This is a genomic window from Aestuariirhabdus litorea, from assembly GCF_003864255.1.
Taxonomy (GTDB): Bacteria; Pseudomonadota; Gammaproteobacteria; order Pseudomonadales; family Aestuariirhabdaceae; genus Aestuariirhabdus; species Aestuariirhabdus litorea.
In genome coordinates this window covers 104,253-130,222 of the sequence record NZ_QWEZ01000002.1, presented here as the reverse complement: position 1 = coordinate 130,222, position 25,970 = coordinate 104,253, and the positions used below count along the sequence as shown (strand labels likewise).

Genomic DNA, 25,970 nt, shown 5'->3' with positions numbered 1-25,970 from the left:
TCAACGATGTGCCGAAAAACGGCGTATCCTGTGTATAATGCAACCGTCTTTCGGATTAACCCAGTGTAACAAAACGACATCGGTCGGGAATATTAAATATCCCGCGGGCCAGTATATAGTTTCAGCTCTGCGTCTCGATAACCGACCGATCGCCATCTCTGTCCGCCTCTGCACCGGTGGGTCATCTTTATCTCTCTGGTGTACGATTGACTGTCCAACCTGACTTACTTAATAGGGCCAAGAATGAATAAACCTGCCAACGAATTTTTGAGCGAAACGGCCATCGTTGATGGCGACTCGGTCAAGCCCTTTCCCAACTCCCGCAAGATCTTCGTTGAGGGCAGTCGCCCGGATATTCGGGTGCCCATGCGGGAGATTTCGCTGGCCGACACCCCCACCGATTTTGGTGGTGAGGCCAATGCGCCGGTGCTGGTTTATGATACCTCTGGCCCTTACTCCGACCCCGCCGTCGCGATCGACATCCGTAAGGGGCTGGCGCCTGTACGCGAGGGCTGGGTGGTTGAACGGGGTGATACCGAGGTGCTGTCTGGCTCGAGCTCCGAATTTGCGCGGCAGCGGGAAAACGATATCGAGTTGAACAAACTGCGGTTTGCCCTGCAGCGCAAACCCCGTCGTGCCCTGCCCGGGAAAAATGTTACCCAGCTTTACTATGCTCGTCAGGGGGTGATCACCCCGGAAATGGAGTATGTCGCGATCCGCGAAAACATGAAGCTGCAGGAGGCGCGTGCCCAGGGGGCACTGGTCCAGCATCCCGGTCACTCCTTCGGCGCGGCTATTCCCGACCAAATTACCCCCGAGTTCGTGCGTGAGGAGATCGCCCGTGGCCGCGCGATCATCCCCGCCAATATTAACCACCCCGAGCTGGAACCGATGATTATCGGCCGCAATTTCCTGGTCAAGATCAATGGCAACATCGGCAACAGCGCTCTCGGCTCCTCTATCGAGGAGGAGGTGGCCAAACTGACCTGGGGAATTCGTTGGGGAGCCGATACCATCATGGATCTCTCCACCGGCAAGAATATCCACGAGACTCGCGAGTGGATCGTACGCAATTCACCGGTGCCGATCGGGACCGTGCCGATCTACCAGGCTCTGGAGAAGGTTAATGGTGTTGCCGAAGATCTCAGCTGGGAGGTGTTTCGCGACACCCTGATCGAGCAGGCCGAGCAGGGGGTGGACTACTTTACCATCCACGCCGGCGTGCTGCTGCGTCACGTACCCCTGACCGCCAAGCGCGTCACCGGTATTGTCTCCCGCGGCGGATCCATCATGGCCAAGTGGTGCCTGGCGCACCACAAAGAGAATTTCCTTTACACCCATTTCGAAGAGATCTGCGAGATCATGAAAGCCTACGACGTCTCCTTCTCCTTAGGGGATGGGTTGCGTCCGGGCTCCATCGCCGACGCCAACGACGAGGCGCAGTTCGGTGAGCTGGAGGCGCTGGGTGAGCTGACCAAGGTCGCCTGGAAGCACGATGTCCAGGTCATTATTGAAGGGCCCGGTCATATCCCGATGCATATGATCAAGGAGAACATGGACAAGCAGCTGAAGGAGTGCGACGAGGCCCCCTTTTACACCCTGGGCCCCTTGACGACCGATATTGCCCCCGGCTATGACCACATCACCTCAGGGATCGGTGCCGCCATGATCGGCTGGTACGGCTGCGCCATGCTCTGCTATGTCACCCCCAAGGAGCACCTGGGGCTGCCTAACAAGGATGACGTTAAGCAGGGAATCATTACCTACAAGATCGCTGCCCATGCGGCCGACCTGGCCAAGGGGCACCCTGGCGCCCAGATTCGCGACAACGCCATGTCCAAGGCGCGCTTTGAGTTCCGCTGGGAGGACCAGTTCAATCTCGGCCTCGACCCGGACACGGCGCGTGCCTATCACGATGAAACCCTCCCCAAGGAGTCGGCCAAGGTGGCCCACTTCTGCTCCATGTGCGGCCCCAAGTTCTGTTCGATGAAGATCAGCCAGGAGGTGCGCGACCTGGACGAAAGCCAGATCGCGGCGATCAACCTGGAGGCAGATCAAGGGATGCAGGCCAAATCGGACGAGTTCAAACAACAGGGATCGGAGCTTTACCACAAGGTGTAACGTGACCACAGCCGCTGCCCGAAAACCGCGTTATCAAATCGACCTGGTCGCCCAGCAGGCGCTCTGTGAGCGCAACTATGCGCGCCTGCTAAAGTTGCTGCCGCAATGGGACCAGGCCGACGAGCACTGCTTTGCGGTCCGGTTTGGGGAGCATAGCGCTCGGGTTCGCCTGCTTATACAGCAGCGCTGTCCCTACACCAGCATGGTGGAGATCAGTCATCAGGCAGACTGGGGGCAGTGGCTGCCCCTGCCCTTGATGGAGGTGCGGGTGTATCACGACCTGCGGATGGCCGAGGTGGTCAGCGCCCTCGATCGTCCGCAGCGGGTGGCTCGCCACGACTACCCCAACCAGCGCATGGAGCTGCCCGACGAAAAGGCGCAGTGGAACCGCTTTCTGGGGGAGTGGTTAAGCCACTGCCTGGAGGGGGGCTGCAGCCTTGAGCCCTGGCAGGCGGCGGCGATGTGACTGAGTTGGGAATTTTGCCATAAACCCCTGAGTCCGCCGGGGCGCACTGCTATAGTGAGACTCTTTGAGGATGGCGGCAAGCGCACGCGGGGAGTTTTGTTTTGCCCAGTTCAGGTTCATCACCTGCTATCAAACTGATGCAGATTACAGATTGCCATCTGTTTGCCGATGCGGACGGTCGGCTGATGGGGGTAGACACCTCCCAGACCCTCGACTGGGTGCTGGAGCTCGCCCGCTCGTTGCCCTCTCCAGACCGGTTGCTGCTGACCGGCGATCTGGCCCAGGATGGCACACCTGACTCCTATCGCCTCCTGCGTGAGCGCATTGCTCCCCTCAACGTACCTTCCCACTGGATCTGTGGTAACCACGACAACGCCCTGGCGATGGCCGAAGCCCTGGCCGACCAGCCCCAGACGCTGAGCAAGCGGATCGTTATGGGGTCATGGCAGCTGTTGATGCTGCACTCCCAGGTAGAGGGTGAAGTGGGTGGGGCACTGGCGGAGGCGGAGCTGGAGCTGGTGGAGCGGAGCCTGAGAGCGTTTAAGGGCCACAGCCTGATCTGTATGCATCACCATCCCCTGGCGGTTGGTAGCCAGTGGATGGATCGTATTGCCATCGCCAACCAGCAACAGCTTTGGGAACGGCTGGCCCTGGCGCAGGGGCAGGTGATCCTGCTCTGCGGCCATGTACACCAGCATCAGGAGCGCCGGCACCAGGGGGTGACCCTGCTGACCACGCCTGCCACCTGCTTTCAGTTTGCGCCGCTGTCCGATAGCTTTGGCGTCACCGAGGAGATGCCAGGGCTGCGAACCCTCGAGCTGTACGACGACGGTTCCTTTGACACCCAGGTGCACCGGGTCAGTCCCCACGAGCTCACGATTAATCGAGAGTTGATGGGCTATTAAGCGGCGCGGGCAGGGATCCGCTTGTTTCGCCGCAACGTTTTGCTTACTCTTCAGGGCTTCGTCCAACAATTCCTGCTGCGTGGCCCTCTGACCGATGACCAACCCTGTTCCCTTGCTGCTCTACATTCATGGATTCAACAGCTCGGCGAGCTCGGTAAAGGGGCGACAGTTACAGCAGGATCTCGAGCAGCGCGCCTTTGACTGCGAGCTGTGGCTACCGGATCTGCCCCACTGGCCCGCCGAGGCGGTGAAGCTGATGTTTACCCGCCTGCGTCCACTGGTCGGTCAGCGTCCACTGGCGCTGATCGGGAGTTCACTGGGGGGGTATTACGGCACCTGGTTGCGCGAGCGGCTGCTGGCCGAAGCGGCGCCCGGTACCCGCATTCCCTTGGTGCTGATCAACCCCGGGGTACGCCCCTTCGAGTACTGGGAAAGCTATCTGGGCGAGCAGCAGAACCTCTACACCGGGGAGCGCTACGAGCTGACCATGGACCACATACGCCAGCTGGCGCTATTGGATGTTGAGGGGCCGAGTGCGCCCGACGACTGCCTGCTGCTGGTTCAAACCGGTGATGAAACCCTCGATTATCGCCGTGCCGTTAAGCGCTACGCAGGTTGCCGGCAGCGGGTTGAGGAGGGGGGCTCCCACGGCTTCGATGGTTTTGAAGCGACGCTGCCGGAGATCTACCGTTTTTTCCATTTTACTGATGCCAAGTGATATCACCCTGACATGAGCAATCATACCTATAACGCTGGAGCCATTGAGGTACTCAGCGGACTTGACCCGGTGCGCAAACGCCCGGGGATGTACACGGAAACCACCCGCCCCAACCATCTGGCGCAGGAGGTCATCGACAACAGTGTGGATGAGGCGCTGGCCGGCTTCGCCAGCCAGCTGACAGTGACCCTGCACCCCGATAACTCGCTGGAGGTGGCCGATAATGGCCGCGGGATGCCGGTGGATATACACCCTGAGGAGGGGGTCAGCGGGGTGGAGCTGATCCTCACCCGGCTTCACGCTGGGGGCAAGTTTTCCAACGACAACTACCAGTTCTCGGGAGGTCTCCACGGGGTAGGGGTATCGGTTGTCAACGCCCTCTCCACCCGTCTCGAAGTCACCGTGCGCCGCGATGGCCAGGTCTATCGTATGGGGTTCACCAACGGAGACAAGGCGACCGAGCTGGAGGTGATCGACAGCTGCGGCAAGCGTAACACCGGGACCATGGTGCGCTTTCTGGCCGACCCCAAGTATTTCGACTCCCACAAATATTCCATTCCGCGCCTCAAGCACGTGTTGCGGGCGAAAGCGGTGCTTTGCCCCGGGCTGAAGGTGATCTTCAACGACCTGCAGGGGGACGCCTCGGAGGAGTGGCTGTTTGAGTCCGGCTTACAGGACTACCTTATTGGTGCCACCCGTGGCTGGGAGACCCTCCCCCCCGAGCCCTTTATCGGCTCCATGAGCGGTAACGCCGAAGCGGTAGACTGGGCGGTTCAGTGGTTACCCGAAGGAGGCGAGCTGGTCACCGAGAGCTACGTCAACCTGATTCCAACGGCTCAGGGGGGCACCCACGTTAACGGGTTGCGCACCGGCTTGCTCGAGGCGCTGCGCGAATTCTGCGAGTTCCGTAGCCTGCTGCCCCGTGGTGTCAAACTCTCCCCGGACGATATCTGGGATCGCTGCTGCTATGTACTGTCGGCCAAGCTGGCGGACCCGCAGTTTTCCGGCCAGACCAAGGAGCGGCTCTCCTCCCGCGAATGCGCGGCTTTCGTCTCCGGTATCGTCAAGGACGCCTTCAGCCTGTGGCTAAACCAGCATACGGCTCAAGCCGAAGCGCTGGCCGAACTCTGCATCAGCAATGCCCAGCGTCGTCTGCGCGCAAGCAAGAAAGTGGCGCGAAAGCGGGTGACCGCCGGTCCGGCCCTGCCGGGCAAGCTGGCGGACTGCTCCAGCCAGGACTCCGACCGCGGCGAACTCTTTCTGGTGGAGGGGGACTCCGCCGGTGGTAGTGCCAAGCAGGCGCGGGATCGCGAGTTCCAGGCGATTATGCCGTTGCGGGGCAAGATCATGAACACCTGGGAGGTGGACTCCAGCGAGGTGCTGGCTTCCCAGGAGATCCACGATATTTCGGTGGCGCTGGGGGTGGACCCCGGCTCCAACAACCTGGAGGGGTTGCGCTACGGCAAGATCTGCATCCTTGCCGATGCGGACTCCGATGGTTTGCACATCGCCACCCTGCTGTGCGCCCTCTTTGTGAAGCATTTCCGACCGCTGGTGGAGGCGGGCCACATCTTTGTTGCCATGCCCCCCCTTTACCGGATCGATGTGGGCAAGGAGGTGTTCTATGCCCTCGATGATGGCGAGAAGCAGGGGCTGCTCGATCGCATCGAAGCCGAAAAACTGCGGGGCAAGGTTAACGTCCAGCGCTTCAAGGGACTGGGTGAGATGAACCCGCTGCAGCTGCGGGAGACCACCATGGCGCCCGACACCCGGCGGTTAGTGCAACTGACGGTTGACCAGGGCGATGACACCACCAGCTCGATGGATATGCTGCTGGCCAAAAAACGCGCCGCCGACCGCAAAGAGTGGTTGGAGAGCAGCGGCAACCTGGCCGAAGTGTAACCCCACCTCCCGAACCGATTTAGAGAACAGCAGTCGTATGACAGACCAGATTATTATTGGCGACGATGGCGTCGAACGCCAAAGCCTCAGGGATTACACCCGAAACGCCTACCTCAACTACTCGATGTACGTCATTCTCGACCGTGCACTACCCCACGTGGGGGACGGCCTCAAACCGGTGCAGCGGCGTATTGTCTACGCCATGAGTGAGCTGGGGCTGAAAAATAGCGCCAAATACAAGAAGTCGGCGCGTACCATTGGTGACGTGCTGGGTAAGTTTCACCCCCACGGCGACAGCGCCTGCTACGAGGCGATGGTGTTGATGGCTCAGCCCTTCTCCTACCGATATACGCTGGTCGAGGGGCAGGGTAACTGGGGCTCACCCGATGACCCCAAGTCCTTTGCGGCGATGCGTTATACCGAGGCCAAGCTCTCCACCTACTCCGAGGTGTTGCTCGGGGAGCTGGGGCAGGGGACCGTGGACTGGGTCCCCAACTTCGATGGCACCCTCGATGAACCCGCCACCCTGCCGGCGCGCCTGCCCAATGTGCTGCTTAACGGCGGTACCGGTATTGCGGTCGGCATGGCCACCGATATACCACCCCACAACCTGCGGGAGGTAGCGGCGGCTTGCGTGCGCCTGCTGGAGGAGCCGAAGGCGACCCTGGAGCAGCTGTGCGAGCATATCAAGGGGCCCGACTTCCCGACCGAAGCTGAGCTGATCACCCCCAGGGCCGAACTGCTGAAGATGTACCAGAGCGGTCGCGGCAGCCTGCGGATGCGGGCGGTCTACCAGCGTGAGAATGGCGATCTGGTGATCACGGCGCTGCCCCACCAGGTGTCCGGCGCCAAGGTGCTGGAGCAGATTGCCGACCAGATGCAGAAAAAGAAGCTGCCGATGGTGGCCGACCTCAGGGATGAATCCGACCACGAGAACCCGACACGCCTGGTGATCGTACCGCGTTCCAACCGCATCGACACCGAACAGCTGATGAACCACCTGTTCGCCACCACCGATCTGGAGCGCACCTACCGGGTAAACCTCAATCTGATCGGCATCGACGGCCGTCCCCAGGTGAAGGCGCTCGACCAGCTGCTGCGGGAGTGGCTGAGCTATCGAACCGAAACCGTGCGCCGGCGTTTGCAGTATCGGCTCGACAAGGTCAACAAGCGCCTGCACCTGCTCGATGGTTTGTTGATCGCTTTCCTCAACCTGGATGAGGTAATCCATATCATCCGCACCGAGGATGAGCCCAAGCCGGTATTGATGGAGCGCTTCGGGCTCACCGAGGTGCAGGCCGATTACATCCTCGATACCCGCTTGCGCCAGCTGGCGCGCCTGGAGGAGATGAAGATCCGCACCGAGCAGTCGGAGCTCGAGCAGGAGCGTGAGAAACTGGAGAAGATCCTGGGCTCCGAGGCTCGCCTTAAGACCCTGATCAAAAAAGAGATTATTGCCGACGCCGAGAGCTATGGGGATGAGCGTCGCTCACCCATCGTGGAGCGTGGTGAGGCCCGTGCACTGGATGAAACCGAACTGATGGCGGCGGAGCCGGTGACCGTAGTGCTGTCGAAAAAAGGCTGGATCCGCTCGGCCAAGGGGCACGATGTTGATCCGGCGGCCCTCAGCTACAAGTCGGGGGATGAGTATCAGTTGTCGGTGAAGGGGCGCAGCAACCAGCCTACTGTGGTGATCGACTCCACCGGGCGCAGCTACAGCGTCACTACCCATAGTCTCCCCTCTGCCCGGGGCCAGGGTGAACCCCTGACGGGTCGGCTGAACGTGCCCTCCGGCGCCAGTTTTGAGGGGATGCTGATCGGTGAGGAGCGCCAGACCCTGTTGATGGCTTCCGATGCCGGCTATGGATTCGTCACCACCCTCGGCGAGCTGCAAAGCAAAAATCGCTCCGGTAAGGCTGCACTCAGCCTGCCCAAGGGGGCGAGGGTGTTGCCGCCGGTGGCGATCACCGACCTCTCACAGGAGCTGGTGGCGGCGGTCACCAACGAGGGTCGCCTGCTGCTGTTCCCGGTAGCGGACCTGCCCCAGCTGGCCCGCGGCAAGGGCAACAAGATCATCAATATTGCCTCGGCACGGGTGGCGTCGCGGGAGGAGTTCGTGATCGACCTGACGGTGCTATCACCCACCCAGACGCTGGTGCTTTATGCCGGCAAGCGTCACCTTAACCTGCGCCCTTCGGATCTTGAGCACTACCGCGGGGAGCGGGGGCGCAGGGGTAACAAGTTGCCGCGTGGTTTTCAGAAGGTGGATCGGATAGAGGCCGAGGGCTGATCACAGCCCTCCGTGGTCAGCCCAGTGCGTGGGCGGCCATCTGCTGGCACTGCTGCTCCAGGAGGTGCTGGTAGCTGCTGTGAACCGAGGTGACCCGGGGGCCGGCATGGGGGCCTTGCGCTTCGATCTCGACCCGGCTTTCATCCTGCAGGATGTCGGCTATTTCAGGGCAGACCGTGATTCCGCTGCGCAGCTCGGCGGTCGCCAGTTGGAAGGCGATGGAGGGCGCCGTAGGTCGCCGCAGCGGGTGTTCATCTACCGCCTCCCCCTCGTGCTGGTGGCTCATGCCGAGGCCCAGGCTGAAGCGGGGCTGCTGCTGTTGCTTGCGGAGCTGGCTGAGCCGCTCCAGTAGCAGTCCGCAGCAGAGGGCGCTGAACAGGTAGTCTTCGTTAAACCGCTCGGGAAACCTGAGATAGGCCTGTCCCTCCGCGGAGTAGCTTAACTCACCGTTGTAGAGGCGAGCGGCATGGCGTAATGCGCGGGTCTGCTGTTCCAGTAGTTGCTTGAAGTCGCCGGGGTTCATGCACTGCTGCAGGGTTGGCTGGTTGTTGAAGCGGATGCAGAGCAGGGCGCTGGCGTCACTGTCGATATAGGGTTCCTCCTCCTCTGGCTCCACCCCCTGGAGGGGATCGGCGGCAGCTTCGTCCTGCCTGGAGGCGCTGGGAGCCGGCGCAGTGAGGGGGAAGCGCTCTCCTTGATGGACGGGCAGGTGACGGAGGATGAGAAAGGCGATCACCGATAGCAGGAGTGCGGAGAGCAGGATCAGGGTGATGGCATCGCGGGCCGGTTGGCGGATGTACCGGTCATTGAGGCGAACACGCACGTAACCGGCAATCACCTCCTGATAGTGCACCGGAGCCGTAAAGAGGCGCCCCGCGGCGTTGTGGTCAAAATCACGCCCCGCCAGCAGCTGGTTATCAATGCTGTAGATATTGATGGCGGCGATGTAGGGGTTTTCGCTGAGCTGGTTGAGCATCACGTTGAGGCTGAGGATGTCATTGCTGACCAGCAGCTCAGTCGCCTGGCTGGCGGTTTGGGAGGCCAGGGTATCACCGAAAACATAGGCCTGGGTTTCGCTGGTGAAGCGGATTTGTTGGTAGGCGATCAGGCAGAAGAGAGCCAGGCTGGCGGCATAAAAAAGCATCAGGAGCGGGCCGGTGTGCTGGCGGGCCAATGTTTTCAGCGTATCGGGCACGGAGGATGTCCGGTCAGGGTTACAGAGGGGGAGAAGCAGTCGGTGACTGCGCCGTCATTGTAACTTGAATAGAGGATTCTGTCCCTCACTGAAGCATCTGCAAAAGCTCTCGGTTACAATAGCGAACCAGTTCATTCAGCGGATCAACTCCAGTGAGCAAGATCATCCTTATCAATGTGTCGGGGCAGGACAAGCCGGGCCTGACCTCCTCGATCACCGGTATCATGGCGCAGTTTAACCTGACCATTCTGGATATTGGGCAGGCGGTTATTCACGACCACCTGACCTGGGGCATCCTGGTGCAGATTCCCTCTGAGAAGGAGTCATCGCCGCTGCTCAAGGACCTGCTGTTTCATATGCACGAGCTGGGACTGCAGGTCCGCTTCGATGCGGTCTCCGCCGAGGAGTACGAGCAGTGGGTCAGCGGCAAGGGTAAGGCGCGCTACATCGTTACCCTGCTGTCACGTTCAATCAGTGCTGACCAGATTGCACGTGTGTCAGGGATCACGGCCAACCATGGCCTCAATATTGATAGCATCAACCGCCTCTCGAGCCGGGTTTCGCTGGAGCACCCGACTCCGCAGAATAAGGCTTGCCTGGAATTCTCGGTCCGCGGCTCAGTGCCGGACCTGGAGGCGTTGAAGGCTGATTTCCTGCATATCTCCAGCGAGTTGGAGGTGGATATCGCGTTTCAGGAGGACAGCATCTTCCGGCGTAACCGCCGCCTGGTGGTGTTCGATATGGATTCGACCCTGATCGAGGCGGAAGTGATTGACGAGCTGGCCAAGGCTGCGGGCGTTGGCGAACAGGTGTCCGAGATTACTGAGCAAGCGATGCGTGGTGAGATCGATTTCACCGAAAGCTTCAGCCGACGAGTTGCCTTGCTGAAAGGGTTGGAGGAGTCAACACTGGCCACCATCGCCGGCCAGCTGCGCATGACCGAGGGCGCCGAGACACTGATCGCCACCCTCAAGGGATTGGGTTATAAGACCGCCATCCTCTCGGGCGGCTTCACCTTTTTTGCGAAGCACCTTCAGCAGCGGCTGGGGATCGATTATGTTCACGCCAATGAGCTGGAGATTGAGGAGGGCAAGGTAACCGGGCGGGTAACGGGGACCGTAGTGGATGGCCAGCGCAAGGCGGAGCTGCTGCAGCAGATCGCGGCGCAGGAGGGGATTCGTCTTGAGCAGGTGATCGCTGTGGGGGATGGTGCCAACGACCTACCCATGCTCAGCGTTGCAGGGCTGGGGGTCGCCTTCCGCGCCAAGCCCATCGTCAAGGAGAGCGCTAAACAGTCGATCTCTACTCTGGGGCTGGATGCCATCCTCTACCTGATCGGCTTCCGGGACCGCGACCAGGTGTAATGAGGCACCCCTGATATCTCAAGCGCAATAAAAAGGGCAGCCGGTGAGCTGCCCTTTTTATTGCCCTGCGTGGAGGCTTAAGGCCTACATGTCGTTGGAGAAGTCGTAATCCATATGCTCCGTAGGGCCCTGCAGGTAGTAGCCCTGAATGTAGTTAACCCCCGCCTGCCACAGGACGGAGAGCATGGAAGCGCTTTCGACCATGGGGACGATGGTGAGCTTGCCCTGGCTTTGCAGCGAGCTGATCATGTTCTTCATGCTCTCGAAGGTGTCGCTGTTATCGATATCCTCGGAGAAGGAACCGTCCAGTTTAACGAAGGCAACATCCAGGTGCTTGAGATTGTTGAAGGGGTTAAGGGAGCCCCCAAAATGACCCAGGGCCACGCGGCAGTGAAGCTCGTTGATCGCCTTGGTCAGCACCTTGGCCTGCTTGAGGTGGGTGGTGGCGTCGGTCTCGGAGATTTCGAAGATGATCGCATCGCTGGGCAGGCGAGCAGCCTTGAGGGCCACGCTGAGCCAGGGTGGAAGAGTTGGGTCCATGATGGAGTCGCCGCTCAGGTGGATGAACAGGCGTGTGTCGTGGTTGTTGGCCCGGTGCGCCGCCAGCAGTTTGATCGACTGCAGGATCGCCCAGCGGTCGATCTTGGTGCTTAGCCCGGTTTCGCGGGCAACGCTCATAAATTCCTTGGGGCTGACCTCTTTACCGTCGGCGTCGATCAGTCGCAACAGCACCTCGTAGTGCTCGTGGGTGTCACCCCGCAGGCTGATGATGGGTTGGAACAACAGCTTGAAGCTGTTGTTATCCAGTGCCTGCTGAATCATGGCGCCGACATCGCCCTTGTTGGCCTGGGCTTCAATGTCATCTTTGGGGTTGTGCAGGTGACAGCGGCTGCCGCCGCCCGCCTGTGCACGACTCGCGGCGCGCTGGGCGCGGTCCATGATGCCATCAGCTGAGCTGGTGGTTTCGTTGACAATGGCGATACCGATGCTGCAGGTGGTCTGTACGGTGACACCGGAGACATCGGACATGTGCTCGGCAACCTCAGCGCAAATCTTGTCGGCAATCGCCTTGAGCTTGTCCAGTTGGTCGTGGGCCACCAGGGCCAGGAAGATGTCATCGCCGTAGCGGGCCAGCACATTGGGGCTGGGAACGTTCTCTTTCAGTAGGGAACCCACATCGGTCAGTACCAGGTCGGTGCCCGAAATGCCTGCCTTGTCTCGAATCTCACCAAAGTTATCGAGTGAGATATAAAACACGGCGCTGTTCTGCTTGCCCCCGACCGCCTTTTCGATGGCTGCATCGAGTTGCTGGGAGAAGTAGTCCCGGTTGAACAACCCGGTGACAAGGTCCTGGGTGCTGATCTCCTTGAGTTTCTCCTCCAGCTCCGGGTTGCCGGTGTCAACCCGGATCACCACCTGTTCGCAGGGCTCGCCGTCGTAGATGGCGGGTGAGAACTCCATATTGGCCTGGAACTGGCTCTCATCCTGGCGCTGGCCGGAGCAGGTGAGTTTGCCCTCGCCGCTTCCCTGGTTGTGAAACTCTTTCAACACCTTTTTGATTTCGGCCTGATTCTCCGGGGCCACCATGTCGATGATGGGCATTCCCGCCAGATCGTCAGCATCCTCATACCCGAACAGTTCTACGTAGGCGCGGTTGGCATAGATGTGCATGCCGTCATGAATGTAGGCGATGGCATCGACCGAGCTATCGAGCAGAAGCTGGCAGCGCTTTTCGGTCTCTTTCAGGCTTACCTCGAGCTGGCGCCGGCGACGGCGCTCTTCGAGCTGCGCGAGCTCGCGGTTGGCCACCAGTACCAGCCGTTTGTCTTCGTCGTAAGGGATAACGTCGCGGTACCCTTTCTGCAGGGCCTCGGTGATCTGCTCACTGCTGGGCTCCGGCAACATTAACAGAACCGGAATATCCTTATGGAGGGAGTTAACGATATCCAGCGCCTGGTCGGCGCTTATCTCATCACTGGCCTCGCTGGCCAGCAGCAGGTCCCAGGTTTGGCTTTGCAGCTCCTCTTCCAGCGCCTCGGCAGAGATCGTTCTATGGGCTCGGGTGGCGTGGCCTGAATTACGAAAGACATTAACGAGCTGTTCGGCATCGTTTTGAGATTCTTCGATGATCAGAAGGCGTAGAGTCTTTTTTTCCTTGGCCATAGTGCGACGAATCGTTGATCTTCAATTACCGGTGGGTTGGCTCTTATCTGAGCAAGGGTGGGCGTGGAGCCCTGTGTGCCGATATCGTACCACAGTTCAATCAGGGCACGATTGAAAAGTGTGGACAGGTCGTAGAGGTGACGAAATCTGCCGAATGGTTCAAAGCAGTTTCCAGACCGAGGTGAAGTCTTCCTCGTCATCGGCCCCACCGCCCTGATCCGACTCTGTGCCGAGAAGCTGTTGGAGAAACTTGAACTCAAACTGGGAAAAGCTGCGGGTGCCCATCAGTTTATGGGTCAACTGCCCCTTGCTCTCCTTGCCCCTCTGGTTGAGTAGAACCTTGCTGCCCTCCTCGAAGGGGCGCAGGGGGGTGATCAGGGTAGCTGGCTGTGCGATCGCCATGATCTCCGGCAGCAGGAAGGCTCGCATTGCCAGGCTGGCGTCGCTGGATTTGCGCAGCAGCGAAAGCGCGCAGGGCTGGGCGTTGGGAGTCAACAGTTCAATACCCATCAGGGCGCGCTCCGGGGACTCCACCTTGATCCAGCGAATGACAGCCAGGCACCATTGGTCGGTTTCACTCTCACGTACGCCGATCAGCTCTCCCGACTGGGTCTGGGGGGGCAGGTTGCCCGGCCAGACAACACAGTAGCCACCCGGGCTGGTATCGAGCAGATGGGTCTCATGGATCTGGTAGTGGGTAACCGTCTTGTCGCTGCTGTGCTTGAAAGCGATCTCCTCGCCATCCCGTAACGGGGAGTGTAGCTTCAGGTCAGAGGTATCGGCATCGAAGGCGTTGGACCAGGCGTCGGATCCCAAGCCGCCAGCCATAAAGCGCGCCTTGCGGGAGGCCGCGCTGTAGGCGATAAGCTGCTCATTGAAATCCTTTTCACCGCTGAGGAAGTAGTGGGTAGCGGAGAGGCCAACGGTGATCTGCAGTGCACCGTTGGCGTTGATGCGTTTGAATGCGCGCTCTTTCAGGGGACCCCAGGCCTGGATCAGGTGCTTGATCAGTTCGGGCGACATTGACTTGGGGATGGTGATCGGCTGCTGGTCTGTCGACAGCGCGGGACGCTTCTGCGCCACCATAAGCGCTTGCATCAGGGGTACGCTGTCCAGTCCCCGGGACGCGATGGTGACCGGCTCCCGGGTCAGGGCAAAATAGCTGGGGGGATGGTCCGCCTCGAGGTTGATGATAAAGGTAGGATCATGACGCCCAATCACCTGCACCGATGCCCTGGGTGCCCAAAGCTCCAGCACATCGAACACCTGGCTGAGGTCAGCCTGGCGTAGCTGGTTAGGGCGGCTGCAGCTCAGTAGCAGGATACGGGTGAACAGGGTGCGGGCGGAGCTGGCCGTGATAAAGGCGTTCTGCGTGTCAGCAACCTCCTGGTCCAGAAGGTGAAGATGCTCCGCAGCCTGGAAGAGCTGGCCGAGCTCAAGCCACAGATAACGGGGTGGCGGGCAATAGAGTTGGTAAGCACGAAGCTGGGCTCGTGACAGCTCCGTGATGGCGCGGTGAATCGCATTGCAACACAGCTGGCGCTCATCCTCCAGGGCGTGGCAGTCGAGAATGATGTGCTTGTAGCCTGTCGCGAGGTTGGTCTGCAGCGCCTGGGCCAGGTTGGCCACTTTTTTCTGCTGCTCGTTGAGAATGACGCTTTGCCCCAGATAGTGTTTGCTCAGGGCGCTCAGGGTGTAATAGATGGTGGGGCGGAGCAGTTCAAGTAACTGAAAGCGAAGCTGGGGCTTGGTGTTGAGCTTGTTCAACTCGACCAGGGCGCTGTAAAGCAGGCGTGAAATTTCGCCAAGATTGGCCTTTGGCAGGCCGCTCAGCCAGCTTTCCAGGGCTGAGGGGGTAGGCAGGCAGAAACTGAGCTCGCTCTGCGTCCGCTGGGGCACCCTCAGCTGAAGATGTGAAATATCGTTATCCATTTACCTGGTGTTGCTCCACCCTTATTATGCGGTTCCGGCTCGATACTCTCCGAAAGTAAATATATCCAATGATACAAGTATGCTCTTTTGCACTATAGCTTAGTCAATAAAACCTTTAAATATTAATAATAAAGTGCGGTTTCCTCGAAACGGGTAAAACCTATCCAATGATCGTTTTGGAGCGGGCGCCGGCGCATTCCCGAACCAGGGAGGGAACCATGTAGCCACTGCACCGCTCTCGCAAAAGGCGCATCAGCTCCAGTGCCCGCTCTTCAGCCACTTCAAAGTGGGCAGCACCCGCTACACGGTCGAGCAGATGCAGGTAATAAGGCTGCACGGACGCATCAATAAGCGCCTGGCTAAGTCTCTCCAGCGTGTCGACGCAATCGTTGACCCCTCGCAGAAGAACGGACTGGTTGAGTAATAAGACTCCGTTTGCGTGCAGGAGTTGCAAGGCGTTTCGCACTTCGAGGTCGATCTCCCGCGGGTGGTTGCAATGGATCACCAATACGCTTTTGAGGCGCCCCCGCCCTAACCAGGAGAGCAGGCCGTCGTCGACCCGTTGCGGAATCGCTACCGGCATTCGGGTATGGATGCGCAGGCGTTTAAGGTGGGAGATCTGCTCCAGCTCCGCGCTGAGCCAGCCCAGGCGTTGGTCGTTGACGGCAAGGGGTTCTCCGCCACTGTAGATCACCTCTTCGATCTCCGGACGCAGGGCGATGTAGTCCAGCACCTTTTGCCAGTGCTCGCGTCCCGGTGTGTTGCTGTCATAGGGGAAGTGGCGTCGGAAACAGTATCGACAGTTAATGGCGCAGTGCCCCGCGACCGTGAGCAGTACACGGTTGCCATATTTATGAATCAATCCCGGCAGGGGGTTGGAGGCGGCCTCCTCCAAAGGGTCCTGGGTGAAGCCTTCGACCGTGAGCAGTTCGGGAGCGCTGGGCAGCACCTGAAGCAGGAGCGGGTCGTTGGGATCCCCTTTGCGGATGCGTGAGAGGTAGGGCGTCGGGACCACGACGGGAAACTGCTGGTGGGCCAGGGCAGGGCTCAAATCGGTCTGCCAGGGGAGGTCCAACGCCCTGAAAAGCTCTTTGGGGTCACGAATTGCGTTGCGGAGCAGCTGTTGCCAACTCTCGGTCTGCACAGAAGGGGTGGTTCGCGCTATCATGGACGTTTTAATCGAATGGTGTAAATAAAATGGCTAACTATTCTACCAACGAATTCAAGTCGGGTCTTAAATTGATGGTGGACGGAGACCCCTGTTCTATTCTGGAGAACGAATTCGTTAAGCCGGGAAAGGGTCAGGCGTTTAATCGGGTCAAGTTCCGTAACCTGAAGACCGGCCGCGTGTGGGAGCGCACCTTCAAGTCCGGTGAATCCCTCGAAGGGGCCGATGTGATGGACCTGGAGATGGAATACCTTTATACCGACGGTGAGTTCTGGCACTTCATGCTGACGGACGGCACCTTCGAGCAATACGCCGCCGATGCCAAGGCGGTTGGCGATACCGTCAATTGGCTCAAGGAGCAGGAGAAGTACGAAGTGACTCTCTACAACGGTGCTCCCCTGAGTGTGACGGCCCCCAACTTCGTCGACCTTGAAGTGGTGGAAACCGACCCCGGGCTTAAGGGTGACACGGCCCAGGGCGGTTCCAAGCCAGCCACCCTGACCACCGGCGCGGTGGTTAAAGTGCCACTGTTTATTAACATTGGTGAAGTGCTCAGAATTGATACCCGTACGGGCGAATACATGAGTCGCGCCAAGAGCTAGTTTCCAGGGGGCACCATCCGGTGCCCTTTTTGCGTCAACGGTTGTTTTGCGGAGCCCTTATGACCGATGCCAGCTGGCGACCCAGTGCCGCCCTCCCCGAGCTCAAGCGCCGTGCGCAGCTGCTCAGCCAGATTCGTCACTATTTCGAGCAGCAGCAGGTGCTGGAGGTGGAAACCCCCATGCTCTCCTGCGCCGCGGTGACCGACCTCAATATCGACAGTTTTGGTACCCGCTTCCTGCCCTCGGGCGGCGGGCGCAACCTGACACGGTACCTGCATACTTCGCCGGAGTTTCCCATGAAACGCCTGCTGGCAGCGGGCAGTGGTGATATCTACCAGATCTGCCGGGTGTTTCGTAACGGTGAGGTAGGCGGGCGCCATAATCCGGAGTTCACCCTGCTGGAGTGGTACCGGCTGGGGATGGACCAGCAGCAGTTGATGACCGATATGACCGGTATGCTGGCCACCGCCGCCGGCTTTCGGGAGTTGCGGCGGGTGAGCTACAGGCGCCTGTTTGAGGATCATTTCGGGATCAACCCCCATCGGGTCGAGGAGGATCAGTTGCGGCACCTGGTGGCGGACAAAGTGGATCCCCAGTTGCAGGGGCTGTCACGCAATGAGTGCCTGGACCTGCTGTTTTCGCAGCGGATTGAGCCCCAGCTCGGGGTGGCCGGTGAGGGTGTGCTGGCGGGGGTTTATGTGTATGACTACCCTGCCTCCATGGCCGCGCTGGCGCGCATCGAGCAGGAGGCCGGTGATTGGGTGGCTCGCCGTTTTGAGCTCTTTGTCGATGGCCTGGAGCTGGCCAACGGCTACCACGAGCTGAGTGACCCCGAGGAGCAGCGCCAGCGCTTTGAAGCGGATGACCGTGCACGGGCGGATCTGGGGCGGCGGGAGTTTCCCCATGATCACCGTTTGTTGCAGGCGCTGGAAGCTGGCCTGCCGGATTGTGCCGGGGTCGCGATCGGTCTTGATCGGGTGTTGATGTTGATGGCCGGCACCCGGCGCATTGCCGATGTGCTGGCCTTCGATTTCGAGCGCGCCTAAAGAGCGGCTTTTTCGCAGATCGTTCCCAGGGCCTCCCCCATGCGGACGCTGTTGCCAGCCCGCATCGATTCAAGCCAGCGCATACTCTGCTGCGGGTAGAGCAGGATCACAGTGGAGCCCAGTTTGAATCGCCCCATCTCCTCGCCTCGTCCGAGGGTGACAGGCTGGCGAGCTGCCGCGTTGTAGTCGGTGCGTTTAGGCTCCCGGCGCGGGGGAGCTACCAGGCCCGCCCAAACGGTTTCGATGCTGGCGACGATCATCGCTCCCACCAGGATCATCGCCATGGGGCCTTGGGCGGTATCAAAAATGGCCACCACCCGCTCGTTACGGGCAAAGAGTCCGGGTATGTTTTCGGCAGTGGCCTGGTTAACCGAGAACAGCTTGCCGGGCACGTGGACCATGGTGCGCAGGGTGCCTTCGACCGGCATGTGGACCCGGTGGTAGTCGCGGGGGGAGAGGTAGATGGTGGCGAAGGAACCGTTCATGAACTCGTCAGCCAGTGAGGTATCACCGCCCACCAGTTCGGTCAGGCTGAAGTCGTGGCCCTTGGCCTGAAAGATACGACCGTACTCAATCTGGCCGATCTGGCTAATCTGGCCATCAGCGGGGCAGATCAATTGCCTGGGGTCGGGAGCCAGGATGCGGGCGCCGGGCTTCAAGGCCCGGGTGAAAAAGGCGTTGAAGTGCTCGTAGGCCTTGGGGTCCTCCTCCAGGGCCTGGCTCATATCGACCTGGTAGTGGTTGACGAACAGGCTGATAAAACGGTTTTTGAACCAGGGCCAGCGGCACTCGGCAACCCAGCCCGCTGCGCGGGAGAGGAGATGCTGGGGTACAAGGTACTGGAGTAGAGCGAAGAGTTTAGGATTCACGTAGGGGTTCTCTTGGACAAACTAGCTTTCAATAGGGGTGTCGGGCAGGTTGCCCCACTCGGACCAGGAGCCTGCATAGGCTTGCACCGACTCAAAGCCCAGCGCTTTTCCCAGCAGGTAGGTAAAGCCTGAGCGATGGTGCGACTGGCAGTGGGTCACGATACGTTTATTGCGGCAGATACCGAGGGACTCCAGCTCGGGCAAGAGGTCTTCGCGAATGCGCAGCTGTTTGCTGCGATCCATCGCCCGGGTCCACTCAAAATTGATAGCGCCGGGGATGTGTCCTCCCCGTTGAGCCATCAGGCGCTCGCCCCGATACTCCTCGGCTGAGCGCGCATCCCAGATTACCAGATCGTCGGCACCCAGCTGCGCTTGCAGCTCCTCGCGGGTGATCAAGGGGCTGAAGTCAAAGTTCAGCTCAACCTCGCACGGGGTAGGGAGGTTGGGCTGCTGTTCGGTCGGCAGGTCGCTCTCCAGCCAGGCCAGCATGCCGCCGTTGAGGTAGGAGTAACTGGGGTGTTGGATCAGGTCAAGAGTCCAGATCATGCGCCCGGCCCAGCCGCCGCCCTCGTCGTCGTAGACGACGATGTGCTCGCGTCCGGTGTAACCCAGGGCGCTGAACAGCTCGCGTAACTGCTCCTCGCTGGGGCATTTGCCCATGGCGGTACCCTCGCGGCGCATCAGCCAGGAGGGCTCGACGTGCACGGCGCCGGGAATATGGGTGCGCTGATAGAGATCGCCGCGGCACAGGTCCAGAATCAAGAGTTCGGGGTGACCTAACAGGGGGAGGAGCTCATCCGGCTCAAGGATCAGCGGTAGGTGGCGCAATTGGGTCATGGTGAAGTTCTGCTACTGCGAAGTAAACGCCCGATTGTACCCCAACCGGCCAATAATTCCAGAGCCGCTCAGGCGCTGCCCTGGCGGCTGGTTTTGGTGCCCTGGGCTAAGTGTGTGAGCGCGGGGCCTGCCGCTTTACAGAGGGTCTGGAAGTACTGGTAGTGCTTGTCGCTCAGCGGGCGCTTGCTGACCCCCATATCCACAAACAGCAGTGCTGCGCTGCGTGAGCCTGCAAACAGCGAGCGCAGGAAAAACTGGTCGTGGTTGACCAGCTTTTTGAAGGGGGCGGGTATCTGGCTCCAGATCGCTTGTTGTGAGGGCCCTTTGATCCAGATGGCCGCGGGCTTTTGCATCATGCTGCGCAGAAGTGATGCCGGGGTGAGGTCCAGTGCGAACCTGAGGCTGTCATCGCCATAACGGCGAAACGAAATCAGGCTGGAACGCTCTTTGTTGGGGAGCGCGATCACTACTCGGTCGAACCCCATGCCCTCGAAGAGGGCTTCGCCCAGCAGATCCACCAGTTGGGGGAGATCCTTGATCTCTTGTGGAGCGCTGGTCAGCTGTTGGTAGATCTCCTTGAAGCGAGCCGGGTTCGCTTTTCGGGCCGGTGGCCGCTGGGGGGGGGCTGGCTGGATGCTGTCCTGGGCGGATGCTGGCACCGCTTCAGTGGGCTTGATCTTCGGTTCATGCAGGGGGGTGGGCCATAACAGGGCGGCGGCGGGTGCCGGCATGAGCCAGTCTCGCTGCTCCCGAGAGGTATTGATCGCGGCCTGATGGCTTAGCTCGGCCGCTTTTTCCAGGTCGCTGCTGGTGAACAGCGCCAGCAGGCGCAGCAGGCGGCGCATGCCTTTGCTGTACCAGCTGTGAGTTGCTTCCTGTGCGATGCGGTTGGCAAGCATAACCGCCCCGCAGTGGCCGTTCCTGATTAACTTGATGGCGCGGTCTTCGTGGAGCAGGCGCAGGTAGCGGTCATATAGGGGGGCGTGCGTGTAACGCTGGGCGCTGGGTTTAGTGGCCACCCTCGAGAGCTGTAACCAGGTTGAGCCTGAGACCGATTGCATTAGCTCAAGATCATGGGCATCGATACGGGGAAGGGGCCAGTGGCTGTCCATCATCAGTGCCAGCTCGTCAATGGTGCCTCCCAGCACATCGGCCTCATTCTGGGAGGGGTCTCCACCCTGTGCCTGCCGATCCTGAAGGCGTTGCATGGCGTCAGGAGCATAGAGCCAGAGGGGCCAGCGGATCATTTGGGCAAAGAGGGTGGACCAGAAGACGCCTTCACTGGCTTCCCGGTTGAGGTATTCGTACCAGCAAAGCGCCTGCCGGGCGGCGTGGTAGCTGGCGGTTATGGCTTGGGAGTAGCGCTGGCTCGCCAGGTCTCGCAGTGGATGAATGGGCTCGAGGGAGGCCATCAGCTGCTCGAGGGGTGTCAGACCCATCAGGGAGAGCGCGTGTTCAAGGTTGTTGACCCGGGGTGCGCCCGGCTTACGTTGCCGGTTCACGGCCGCAAACACATGCAGGCAGATCACCGGGCAGGGTCTAATCAGTTGGGCGAGCCGGTAAAGAGATACATCCTCATTTTTTAGGGCATCGCAAACGTCGGCGTGTGAGCGCGCCATCACCGGCAGGGGGTTCTGGGTCAGCAGCTGTTGCCAATGTTCCATGCTGTACGTGGTATGATCGCTGCTCATTGAGGGGTTCGTTGTCGCTGTGCGCCGGTCGTTGATTAAAGGGTTAACTCATTATATGGTTATTTTCCCGTAACAACAGGCGCTGGAGCGCTTTTGAGGGCAGGAAGAATATATGCTCAAGCTGCTTGGGATACTGATTGTCATAGCGAGTGTGCTGGGGGGCTTTGTGCTGTCCCACGGTAAGCTGCTGGCGCTTTGGCAACCCTTCGAGCTGCTGATTATCGGTGGGGCTGCGTTGGGCGGTTTTATGATCTCCAACCCCTGGAGTGTGCAGTTATCCGTACTCAAGCGCTTGCCCAACCTGTTTTTCGGTAGCCGCTTCAATCGTGCTTTCTATATGGACCTGCTCGGGCTGCTGTACGATCTCCTCAATAAGAGTCGGCGCGACGGCATGATGTCAATTGAGGCCGATGTCGACGACCCGGATTCCAGCGCAGTGTTTACCCGTTATCCCGCGATTTTGAAAGACAGGCAGCTGACCGATTTCATTGCCGACTACCTGAGATTGATGTCGTCGGGCAACATGGCGCCCCACGAGCTGGAGTCGCTCTTCGATATGGAGATTGAGACCCGTCTTGAGGAGCTGGAGCGCCCTGGCTCGGCCGTCATTAAGGTAGCCGATGCCTTGCCCGGCTTTGGTATCGTGGCGGCGGTGCTGGGTATTGTGATCTCCATGGAGGGGATTGCCGGCCCTCCCGAGGAGTTGGGAGCCCACGTCGCAGCTGCCCTGGTGGGAACCTTTATTGGTATTTTGGCCGCCTATGGTTTTGTCGGCCCGCTGGGTACTGCCCTGGAGCAGGGGGCGCAGGAGGAACTGAACGGGTATGAAACCGTCAAGGCCTGCCTGGTCTCCTCGCTGGGTGGTATGCCGCCCGCGTTGGCGGTGGAATTTGGGCGTAAGGCGATCTATAGCGATTCTCGCCCCAGCTTTACCGAGCTGGAGAACCATGTCCGGGGTCGATAATCTTGGATAAAGACCAATCCATCATCATCAAGCGGGTTCGCAAGGGGCGCCATAAGCACCACGGAGGCTCCTGGAAGATCGCTTTTGCCGACTTTGCTACGGCGATGATGGCGTTCTTTCTGGTGCTCTGGCTGACCTCGCAAACCACACCCGAGCAGAAGATGGCCATTGCCGGCTTCTTTCATGATCCTGCCGGCTTCAGCAAGAGTGCCAGCCCCTACGTGATCGATCTGGGGGGCTCGGCGGCCGTGACCAAGGGGGAGGGAATAGGTGCCCCCATGGATGAGGAGGATGCCAAGCGGCTGGACGCGGAGGAGATCACCTCAATTGCTGACCAGATTGAGGAGACCCGGCTGGAGTCGTTGCTGAGCGAATTGCAGGCGAAGGTGGAAGAAAATGAGATGCTGCGTCGCTTTAAGGATCAGCTGATCATGGAGATCACCCCCGATGGCTTGCGTATTCAGGTGGTCGACGACAGCCAGCGGCCGATGTTTGACAGCGGCAGTTCGACTCTGAAGTACTATTTCGAGGATATCCTGCTGGAGATTGCCCCCCTGATTGGCTCGGTACCCAACAAGATCAGCATCAGTGGCCACACCGATGCCACCCCCTTCATGAATGATGAAGGGGTGGGTAACTGGGAGCTGTCGGCGGCTCGTGCCAACACGGCCCGCCGCACCCTGCTGTTTGGCGGTATTAGGGATGCCCAGATTGCCCAGGTGGTGGGCTATGGCGAGTCCATCCTGTTCGATACCGCCAACCCGACCAACCCGGTCAACCGGCGTATCGACATCCTGATCATGAGCAAACGCACCCAGAACAACATCGAGCGTATGGCCGGTGGCTTGGAAAAACGTGCCGGAAAGGCGCCCGAGGTGCGTCAACAGGAGCGCAGCAACCTGTTTGATGCCCGCCAGCGCGCCGAGCAGAATCAGTTGCCGCCCGACCAGAACTTTTAGCCTGGAATCTCGCAGGGCCCTGCCCTGAAGTCAGTTTCCGGAAAGGATATGGCGATAGCTGTCGAGCCGCTTCTGGCTGATCTTGCCCTCCGCCAGCGCCTCCAGCAATGCGCAGCCAGGTTCCTGCTCATGTTGGCAGTCGCGGAAGCGGCAGTAGCCCAGGAAGGGGCGAAATTCCCGAAAACCCTCAATCAGGGTCGCCTGGTCGATATGACCGAGGCCAAATTCGCGGATGCCGGGGGAGTCAATCAGGTTGCCTCCGGCCGGGAAGTGAAACAGGCGGGCGGCGGTGGTGGTGTGAGTGCCCTTGCCAGTCTGTTCCGACAGGGCGCCGACACGGATATCGACCCCCGGCAGCAGGGCGTTGATCAGTGAGGACTTGCCTACCCCTGACTGGCCCACGAAAACGCTGGTGTGCCCTTTTAGTAGCCCCTTGATCTCCTCGAGTCCGGTGCTGGAGTGGGTCGAAGCGTGAATGACCCGGTAGCCGATCGATTGGTATCGATCCAGCAGCTGATCAAAGTGGTCTCGATTGCTGTCGTTCAGCAGGTCGATCTTGTTGAACAGGATCACAGGCTCGATGCCGACCGCTTCAGCGGCGACCAGATAGCGGTCGATCAGGTTGGGGTGGGGTGTCGGCAGGGGGGCAATGACCTGCACGATGTAATCGATGTTGGCGGCCACCGGCTTCAGCTGCCCGCGGCTGTCGGGGCGGCAGAGCTCCGAGTCGCGCTCCTGTACCGCCACCACGACGCCGCTCAGGTCGCTGCCCGCGCGCCAGATGACTCGGTCACCGGTCACCAGTGGCGGCAGGTTGGCTCGCAGGTGGCATCGATACAGGGTGTCGGGTTGGTCGGCCGGTTCAATATCCAGCTGGCTGCCGTAGTGGGCGATCACGGTACCCATCTGTTCGCCCCCCAGTTCACCGGCCTGGAGTTGTTCCTGGACCCTGTCCTCCCGCGCCTCGGCTCGTTTGGTGCGTTCCTGCTGGATCTTCTGGATACGCCAGTTCTGCCGGCGGTTAAGACGTCTTTTGCTCAGGGGAGTGTCCTTGTTTCGTTTACGGCTGGGCGCCTTGGGCATTATTATGGAGCTTTTGCGCGTTATCAACCGGAGAGCTGTGGATGTCTAAAGCGGAAAACCTGATCTGGATCGATCTCGAGATGACCGGCCTTGACCCGGAGGCGGATCGTATCATCGAGATCGCCACCATTGTGACCGACCCCCAGCTGAACGTGATCGCCGAAGGCCCGGTGATGGCAGTTCACCAGCCGCCGGCGTTGATTGAGGCCATGGATGAGTGGTGTACCCGTACCCACGGTGCCAGTGGCCTGACCCAGCGGGTGATCGACAGCACCATCAGCGAGGCCGAGGCCGAGCAGATCACCCTCGAGTTTTTGCGCCAGCACACCGACCCCAAGAGTTCGCCCATCTGCGGCAATACCATCGGCCAGGACCGTCGCTTCCTGGAGCGTTATATGCCGGAGCTGGAGGCCTATTTCCACTACCGCTACCTTGATGTCAGCACCCTCAAGGAGCTGGCACGGCGCTGGAAGCCACAGATCCTCAACGGCCTCACCAAGAAGGCGACCCACCTGGCCCTTGACGATATTCGGGAATCGATCGAAGAGCTGCGCTACTACCGCGAACACTTCCTCAATCTGGAGTGATGCCGTGGCGCGCCAGCGCCCACTGGATATGCTCGCGAACCATCGGCTCGGGATAGTGGCGTCGCGCACGCAGCGCCTCGATCACACGCGGTGAAGAGGGGGCGTTGCCCAACCCGACGGCCAGGTTGCGTAGCCAGCCGCTGTAGCCACTGCGGCGGATGGGGGACCCGGCGGTCCGATCCAGGAACTCGGTCTCGCTCCACCCGAAGAGGTCGGCCAGGTCGCTGCTGTCGAGTTGGTGACGCGGGCGAAAATCGCTTTCTGGACTGGCCTTGGCAAACCGGTTCCAGGGACACACCAACTGGCAGTCGTCGCACCCAAACACCCGGTTTCCCATCGCTTCGCGCAACTCCATGGGGATGGCTCCCTTGAGTTCGATGGTCAGGTAGGAGATACAGCGCCGGGCGTCGAGCTGGTGGGCATTTACAAACGCCCGGGTAGGGCACACCTCAAGGCAGCGAGAGCAGCGGCCGCAATGGTCAGCATCGTCGGCGCTGTCCAGGGGCAGCGGAAGGTCGGTAAACAGCTCCCCGAGGAAAAACCAGGAACCGGCCTGCCGGTTGATGAGCATGGTGTTTTTGCCGATCCACCCCAGCCCGCTACGGCTGCCGAGGGCACGTTCCAGCACCGGCGCACTATCGACGAAGGCGCGGTAACCGTGCTGCCCGACCACCGCCTCAATCTGTTTACCGAGCTGGGTCAGGCGTTTGCGTACCAGCTTGTGATAGTCGCGTCCAAGGGCGTAGCGCGACAGGTAGGCTTTTTCGGGGTTGTTGAGGATGCGGATGCAGTCGGTCTCCGGGGGCAGGTAATCGATACGGGCGCTGATTACCCTCAGCGTGCCGGGTAACAGCTCCGCCGGTCGACTGCGCAGGTTTCCGTGTCGTGCCAGATAGTCCATCTCTCCGTGGTAACCCTGCTCCAGCCAGTGTTGCAGGTGCTGTTCATGCTCATCCAGCTCGACAGGGCCGATGCCGATCTGCTGGAAACCCAGCTCTCTGCCCCAGCGATGGATGTCCGCGGCGAGCTGTTGGTAATCGATATCGGGTTTGTTGGGCATGGGGTCGATGAGGGTGGTCGGTTTCTGGCATACTGCAGCGAATAACAG

At 60.2% G+C, this 25,970-nt stretch carries 21 protein-coding genes; 12 read left to right on the top strand and 9 right to left on the bottom strand.

Going from position 1 to position 25,970, the window contains the following annotated elements:
- The first annotated feature begins 243 nt into the window (after nt 1-243).
- The 6 genes from thiC to parC all read left to right on the top strand — a co-directional run bounded on the left by thiC (nt 244) and on the right by parC (nt 8,402).
- On the top strand, nt 244-2,121 hold the full coding sequence (thiC, locus tag D0544_RS10640; RefSeq protein ID WP_125016050.1) for a phosphomethylpyrimidine synthase ThiC: 1,878 nt from the start codon (nt 244-246) through the stop codon (nt 2,119-2,121).
- Nucleotide 2,122: 1 nt separating this feature from the next.
- Nucleotides 2,123-2,587 (top strand): DUF1249 domain-containing protein, encoded by a 465-nt coding sequence (locus tag D0544_RS10635; protein ID WP_125016049.1) that lies wholly within the window; start codon nt 2,123-2,125, stop codon nt 2,585-2,587.
- 101 nt (nt 2,588-2,688) lie between these two features.
- Nucleotides 2,689-3,492 (top strand): 3',5'-cyclic-AMP phosphodiesterase, encoded by an 804-nt coding sequence (cpdA, locus tag D0544_RS10630; RefSeq protein WP_279387271.1) that lies wholly within the window; start codon nt 2,689-2,691, stop codon nt 3,490-3,492.
- A gap of 94 nt (nt 3,493-3,586) precedes the next feature.
- Nucleotides 3,587-4,210: a YqiA/YcfP family alpha/beta fold hydrolase gene (locus D0544_RS10625; RefSeq protein WP_125016047.1), complete on the top strand. Its 624-nt coding sequence runs from the start codon at nt 3,587-3,589 to the stop codon at nt 4,208-4,210.
- A gap of 12 nt (nt 4,211-4,222) precedes the next feature.
- A complete protein-coding gene (gene parE / locus D0544_RS10620; RefSeq protein ID WP_125016046.1) occupies nt 4,223-6,112 on the top strand; it encodes a DNA topoisomerase IV subunit B in 1,890 nt (629 codons plus the stop codon).
- A 37-nt stretch (nt 6,113-6,149) separates the two neighbouring features.
- The gene (parC, locus tag D0544_RS10615; RefSeq protein ID WP_125016045.1) at nt 6,150-8,402 is read left to right on the top strand and encodes a DNA topoisomerase IV subunit A; all 2,253 of its coding nucleotides are present in this window, start codon (nt 6,150-6,152) and stop codon (nt 8,400-8,402) included.
- 16 nt (nt 8,403-8,418) lie between these two features.
- Here parC and D0544_RS10610 read toward each other — a convergent pair whose 3' ends face one another.
- Complete coding sequence (locus D0544_RS10610; protein ID WP_125016044.1) at nt 8,419-9,597, bottom strand: hypothetical protein; 1,179 nt, start codon at nt 9,595-9,597, stop codon at nt 8,419-8,421.
- Nucleotides 9,598-9,749: 152 nt separating this feature from the next.
- Between D0544_RS10610 and serB the strand changes: the two genes are divergently transcribed.
- Nucleotides 9,750-10,961, top strand: coding sequence for a phosphoserine phosphatase SerB (gene serB, locus D0544_RS10605; RefSeq protein WP_125016043.1), 1,212 nt, complete (start codon nt 9,750-9,752; stop codon nt 10,959-10,961).
- A gap of 84 nt (nt 10,962-11,045) precedes the next feature.
- On the opposite strand, the gene D0544_RS10600 is transcribed toward serB, so the two are convergent.
- From D0544_RS10600 to epmB, 3 genes are all read right to left on the bottom strand, one after another.
- Nucleotides 11,046-13,124 (bottom strand): EAL domain-containing response regulator, encoded by a 2,079-nt coding sequence (locus D0544_RS10600; RefSeq protein ID WP_125016042.1) that lies wholly within the window; start codon nt 13,122-13,124, stop codon nt 11,046-11,048.
- A 159-nt stretch (nt 13,125-13,283) separates the two neighbouring features.
- A complete protein-coding gene (locus D0544_RS10595; protein ID WP_125016041.1) occupies nt 13,284-15,056 on the bottom strand; it encodes a hypothetical protein in 1,773 nt (590 codons plus the stop codon).
- Nucleotides 15,057-15,216: 160 nt separating this feature from the next.
- On the bottom strand, nt 15,217-16,224 hold the full coding sequence (gene epmB / locus D0544_RS10590; RefSeq protein ID WP_125016040.1) for an EF-P beta-lysylation protein EpmB: 1,008 nt from the start codon (nt 16,222-16,224) through the stop codon (nt 15,217-15,219).
- 29 nt (nt 16,225-16,253) lie between these two features.
- Between epmB and efp the strand changes: the two genes are divergently transcribed.
- A complete protein-coding gene (gene efp, locus D0544_RS10585; RefSeq protein ID WP_125016039.1) occupies nt 16,254-16,826 on the top strand; it encodes an elongation factor P in 573 nt (190 codons plus the stop codon).
- Between the two features lie 59 nt (nt 16,827-16,885).
- On the top strand, nt 16,886-17,872 hold the full coding sequence (epmA, locus tag D0544_RS10580) for an EF-P lysine aminoacylase EpmA (RefSeq protein WP_125016038.1): 987 nt from the start codon (nt 16,886-16,888) through the stop codon (nt 17,870-17,872).
- Here the strand turns inward: epmA and asd are convergent.
- The 3 genes from asd to D0544_RS10565 all read right to left on the bottom strand — a co-directional run bounded on the left by asd (nt 17,869) and on the right by D0544_RS10565 (nt 21,269).
- On the bottom strand, nt 17,869-18,741 hold the full coding sequence (gene asd, locus D0544_RS10575) for an archaetidylserine decarboxylase (RefSeq protein ID WP_125016037.1): 873 nt from the start codon (nt 18,739-18,741) through the stop codon (nt 17,869-17,871). The two genes, epmA and asd, sit on opposite strands and share 4 nt — an antisense overlap.
- 21 nt (nt 18,742-18,762) lie before the next feature.
- Nucleotides 18,763-19,578: a sulfurtransferase gene (locus D0544_RS10570; RefSeq protein WP_125016036.1), complete on the bottom strand. Its 816-nt coding sequence runs from the start codon at nt 19,576-19,578 to the stop codon at nt 18,763-18,765.
- A gap of 68 nt (nt 19,579-19,646) precedes the next feature.
- The gene (locus tag D0544_RS10565) at nt 19,647-21,269 is read right to left on the bottom strand and encodes an HDOD domain-containing protein (protein WP_125016035.1); all 1,623 of its coding nucleotides are present in this window, start codon (nt 21,267-21,269) and stop codon (nt 19,647-19,649) included.
- 112 nt (nt 21,270-21,381) lie between these two features.
- Between D0544_RS10565 and motA the strand changes: the two genes are divergently transcribed.
- Nucleotides 21,382-22,233: a flagellar motor stator protein MotA gene (gene motA, locus D0544_RS10560; RefSeq protein WP_125016034.1), complete on the top strand. Its 852-nt coding sequence runs from the start codon at nt 21,382-21,384 to the stop codon at nt 22,231-22,233.
- A gap of 2 nt (nt 22,234-22,235) precedes the next feature.
- Nucleotides 22,236-23,192: a flagellar motor protein MotB gene (motB, locus tag D0544_RS10555; protein WP_125016033.1), complete on the top strand. Its 957-nt coding sequence runs from the start codon at nt 22,236-22,238 to the stop codon at nt 23,190-23,192.
- A 30-nt stretch (nt 23,193-23,222) separates the two neighbouring features.
- Here the strand turns inward: motB and rsgA are convergent, their stop codons facing one another.
- On the bottom strand, nt 23,223-24,233 hold the full coding sequence (gene rsgA / locus D0544_RS10550; protein WP_125018206.1) for a small ribosomal subunit biogenesis GTPase RsgA: 1,011 nt from the start codon (nt 24,231-24,233) through the stop codon (nt 23,223-23,225).
- A gap of 83 nt (nt 24,234-24,316) precedes the next feature.
- On the opposite strand from rsgA, the gene orn reads away from it, so the two are divergent.
- A complete protein-coding gene (gene orn / locus D0544_RS10545; RefSeq protein WP_125016032.1) occupies nt 24,317-24,862 on the top strand; it encodes an oligoribonuclease in 546 nt (181 codons plus the stop codon).
- On the opposite strand, the gene queG is transcribed toward orn, so the two are convergent.
- Nucleotides 24,849-25,922: a tRNA epoxyqueuosine(34) reductase QueG gene (gene queG / locus D0544_RS10540; RefSeq protein ID WP_125016031.1), complete on the bottom strand. Its 1,074-nt coding sequence runs from the start codon at nt 25,920-25,922 to the stop codon at nt 24,849-24,851. The genes orn and queG overlap by 14 nt on opposite strands.
- Between the last annotated feature and the right edge of the window lie 48 nt (nt 25,923-25,970).

What these genes read in the sequence shown, in the direction of transcription:
- thiC (WP_125016050.1), top strand. Translation starts at nt 244, where the DNA reads ATGAATAAACCTGCCAACGAATTTTTGAGCGAAACGGCCATCGTTGAT.
- D0544_RS10625 (WP_125016047.1), top strand. Translation starts at nt 3,587, where the DNA reads ATGACCAACCCTGTTCCCTTGCTGCTCTACATTCATGGATTCAACAGC.
- parE (WP_125016046.1), top strand. Translation starts at nt 4,223, where the DNA reads ATGAGCAATCATACCTATAACGCTGGAGCCATTGAGGTACTCAGCGGA.
- parC (WP_125016045.1), top strand. Translation starts at nt 6,150, where the DNA reads ATGACAGACCAGATTATTATTGGCGACGATGGCGTCGAACGCCAAAGC.
- D0544_RS10600 (WP_125016042.1), bottom strand. Translation starts at nt 13,124, where the DNA reads ATGGCCAAGGAAAAAAAGACTCTACGCCTTCTGATCATCGAAGAATCT.
- D0544_RS10595 (WP_125016041.1), bottom strand. Translation starts at nt 15,056, where the DNA reads ATGGATAACGATATTTCACATCTTCAGCTGAGGGTGCCCCAGCGGACG.
- epmB (WP_125016040.1), bottom strand. Translation starts at nt 16,224, where the DNA reads ATGATAGCGCGAACCACCCCTTCTGTGCAGACCGAGAGTTGGCAACAG.
- efp (WP_125016039.1), top strand. Translation starts at nt 16,254, where the DNA reads ATGGCTAACTATTCTACCAACGAATTCAAGTCGGGTCTTAAATTGATG.
- epmA (WP_125016038.1), top strand. Translation starts at nt 16,886, where the DNA reads ATGACCGATGCCAGCTGGCGACCCAGTGCCGCCCTCCCCGAGCTCAAG.
- D0544_RS10570 (WP_125016036.1), bottom strand. Translation starts at nt 19,578, where the DNA reads ATGACCCAATTGCGCCACCTACCGCTGATCCTTGAGCCGGATGAGCTC.
- D0544_RS10565 (WP_125016035.1), bottom strand. Translation starts at nt 21,269, where the DNA reads ATGAGCAGCGATCATACCACGTACAGCATGGAACATTGGCAACAGCTG.
- motA (WP_125016034.1), top strand. Translation starts at nt 21,382, where the DNA reads ATGCTCAAGCTGCTTGGGATACTGATTGTCATAGCGAGTGTGCTGGGG.
- orn (WP_125016032.1), top strand. Translation starts at nt 24,317, where the DNA reads ATGTCTAAAGCGGAAAACCTGATCTGGATCGATCTCGAGATGACCGGC.
- queG (WP_125016031.1), bottom strand. Translation starts at nt 25,922, where the DNA reads ATGCCCAACAAACCCGATATCGATTACCAACAGCTCGCCGCGGACATC.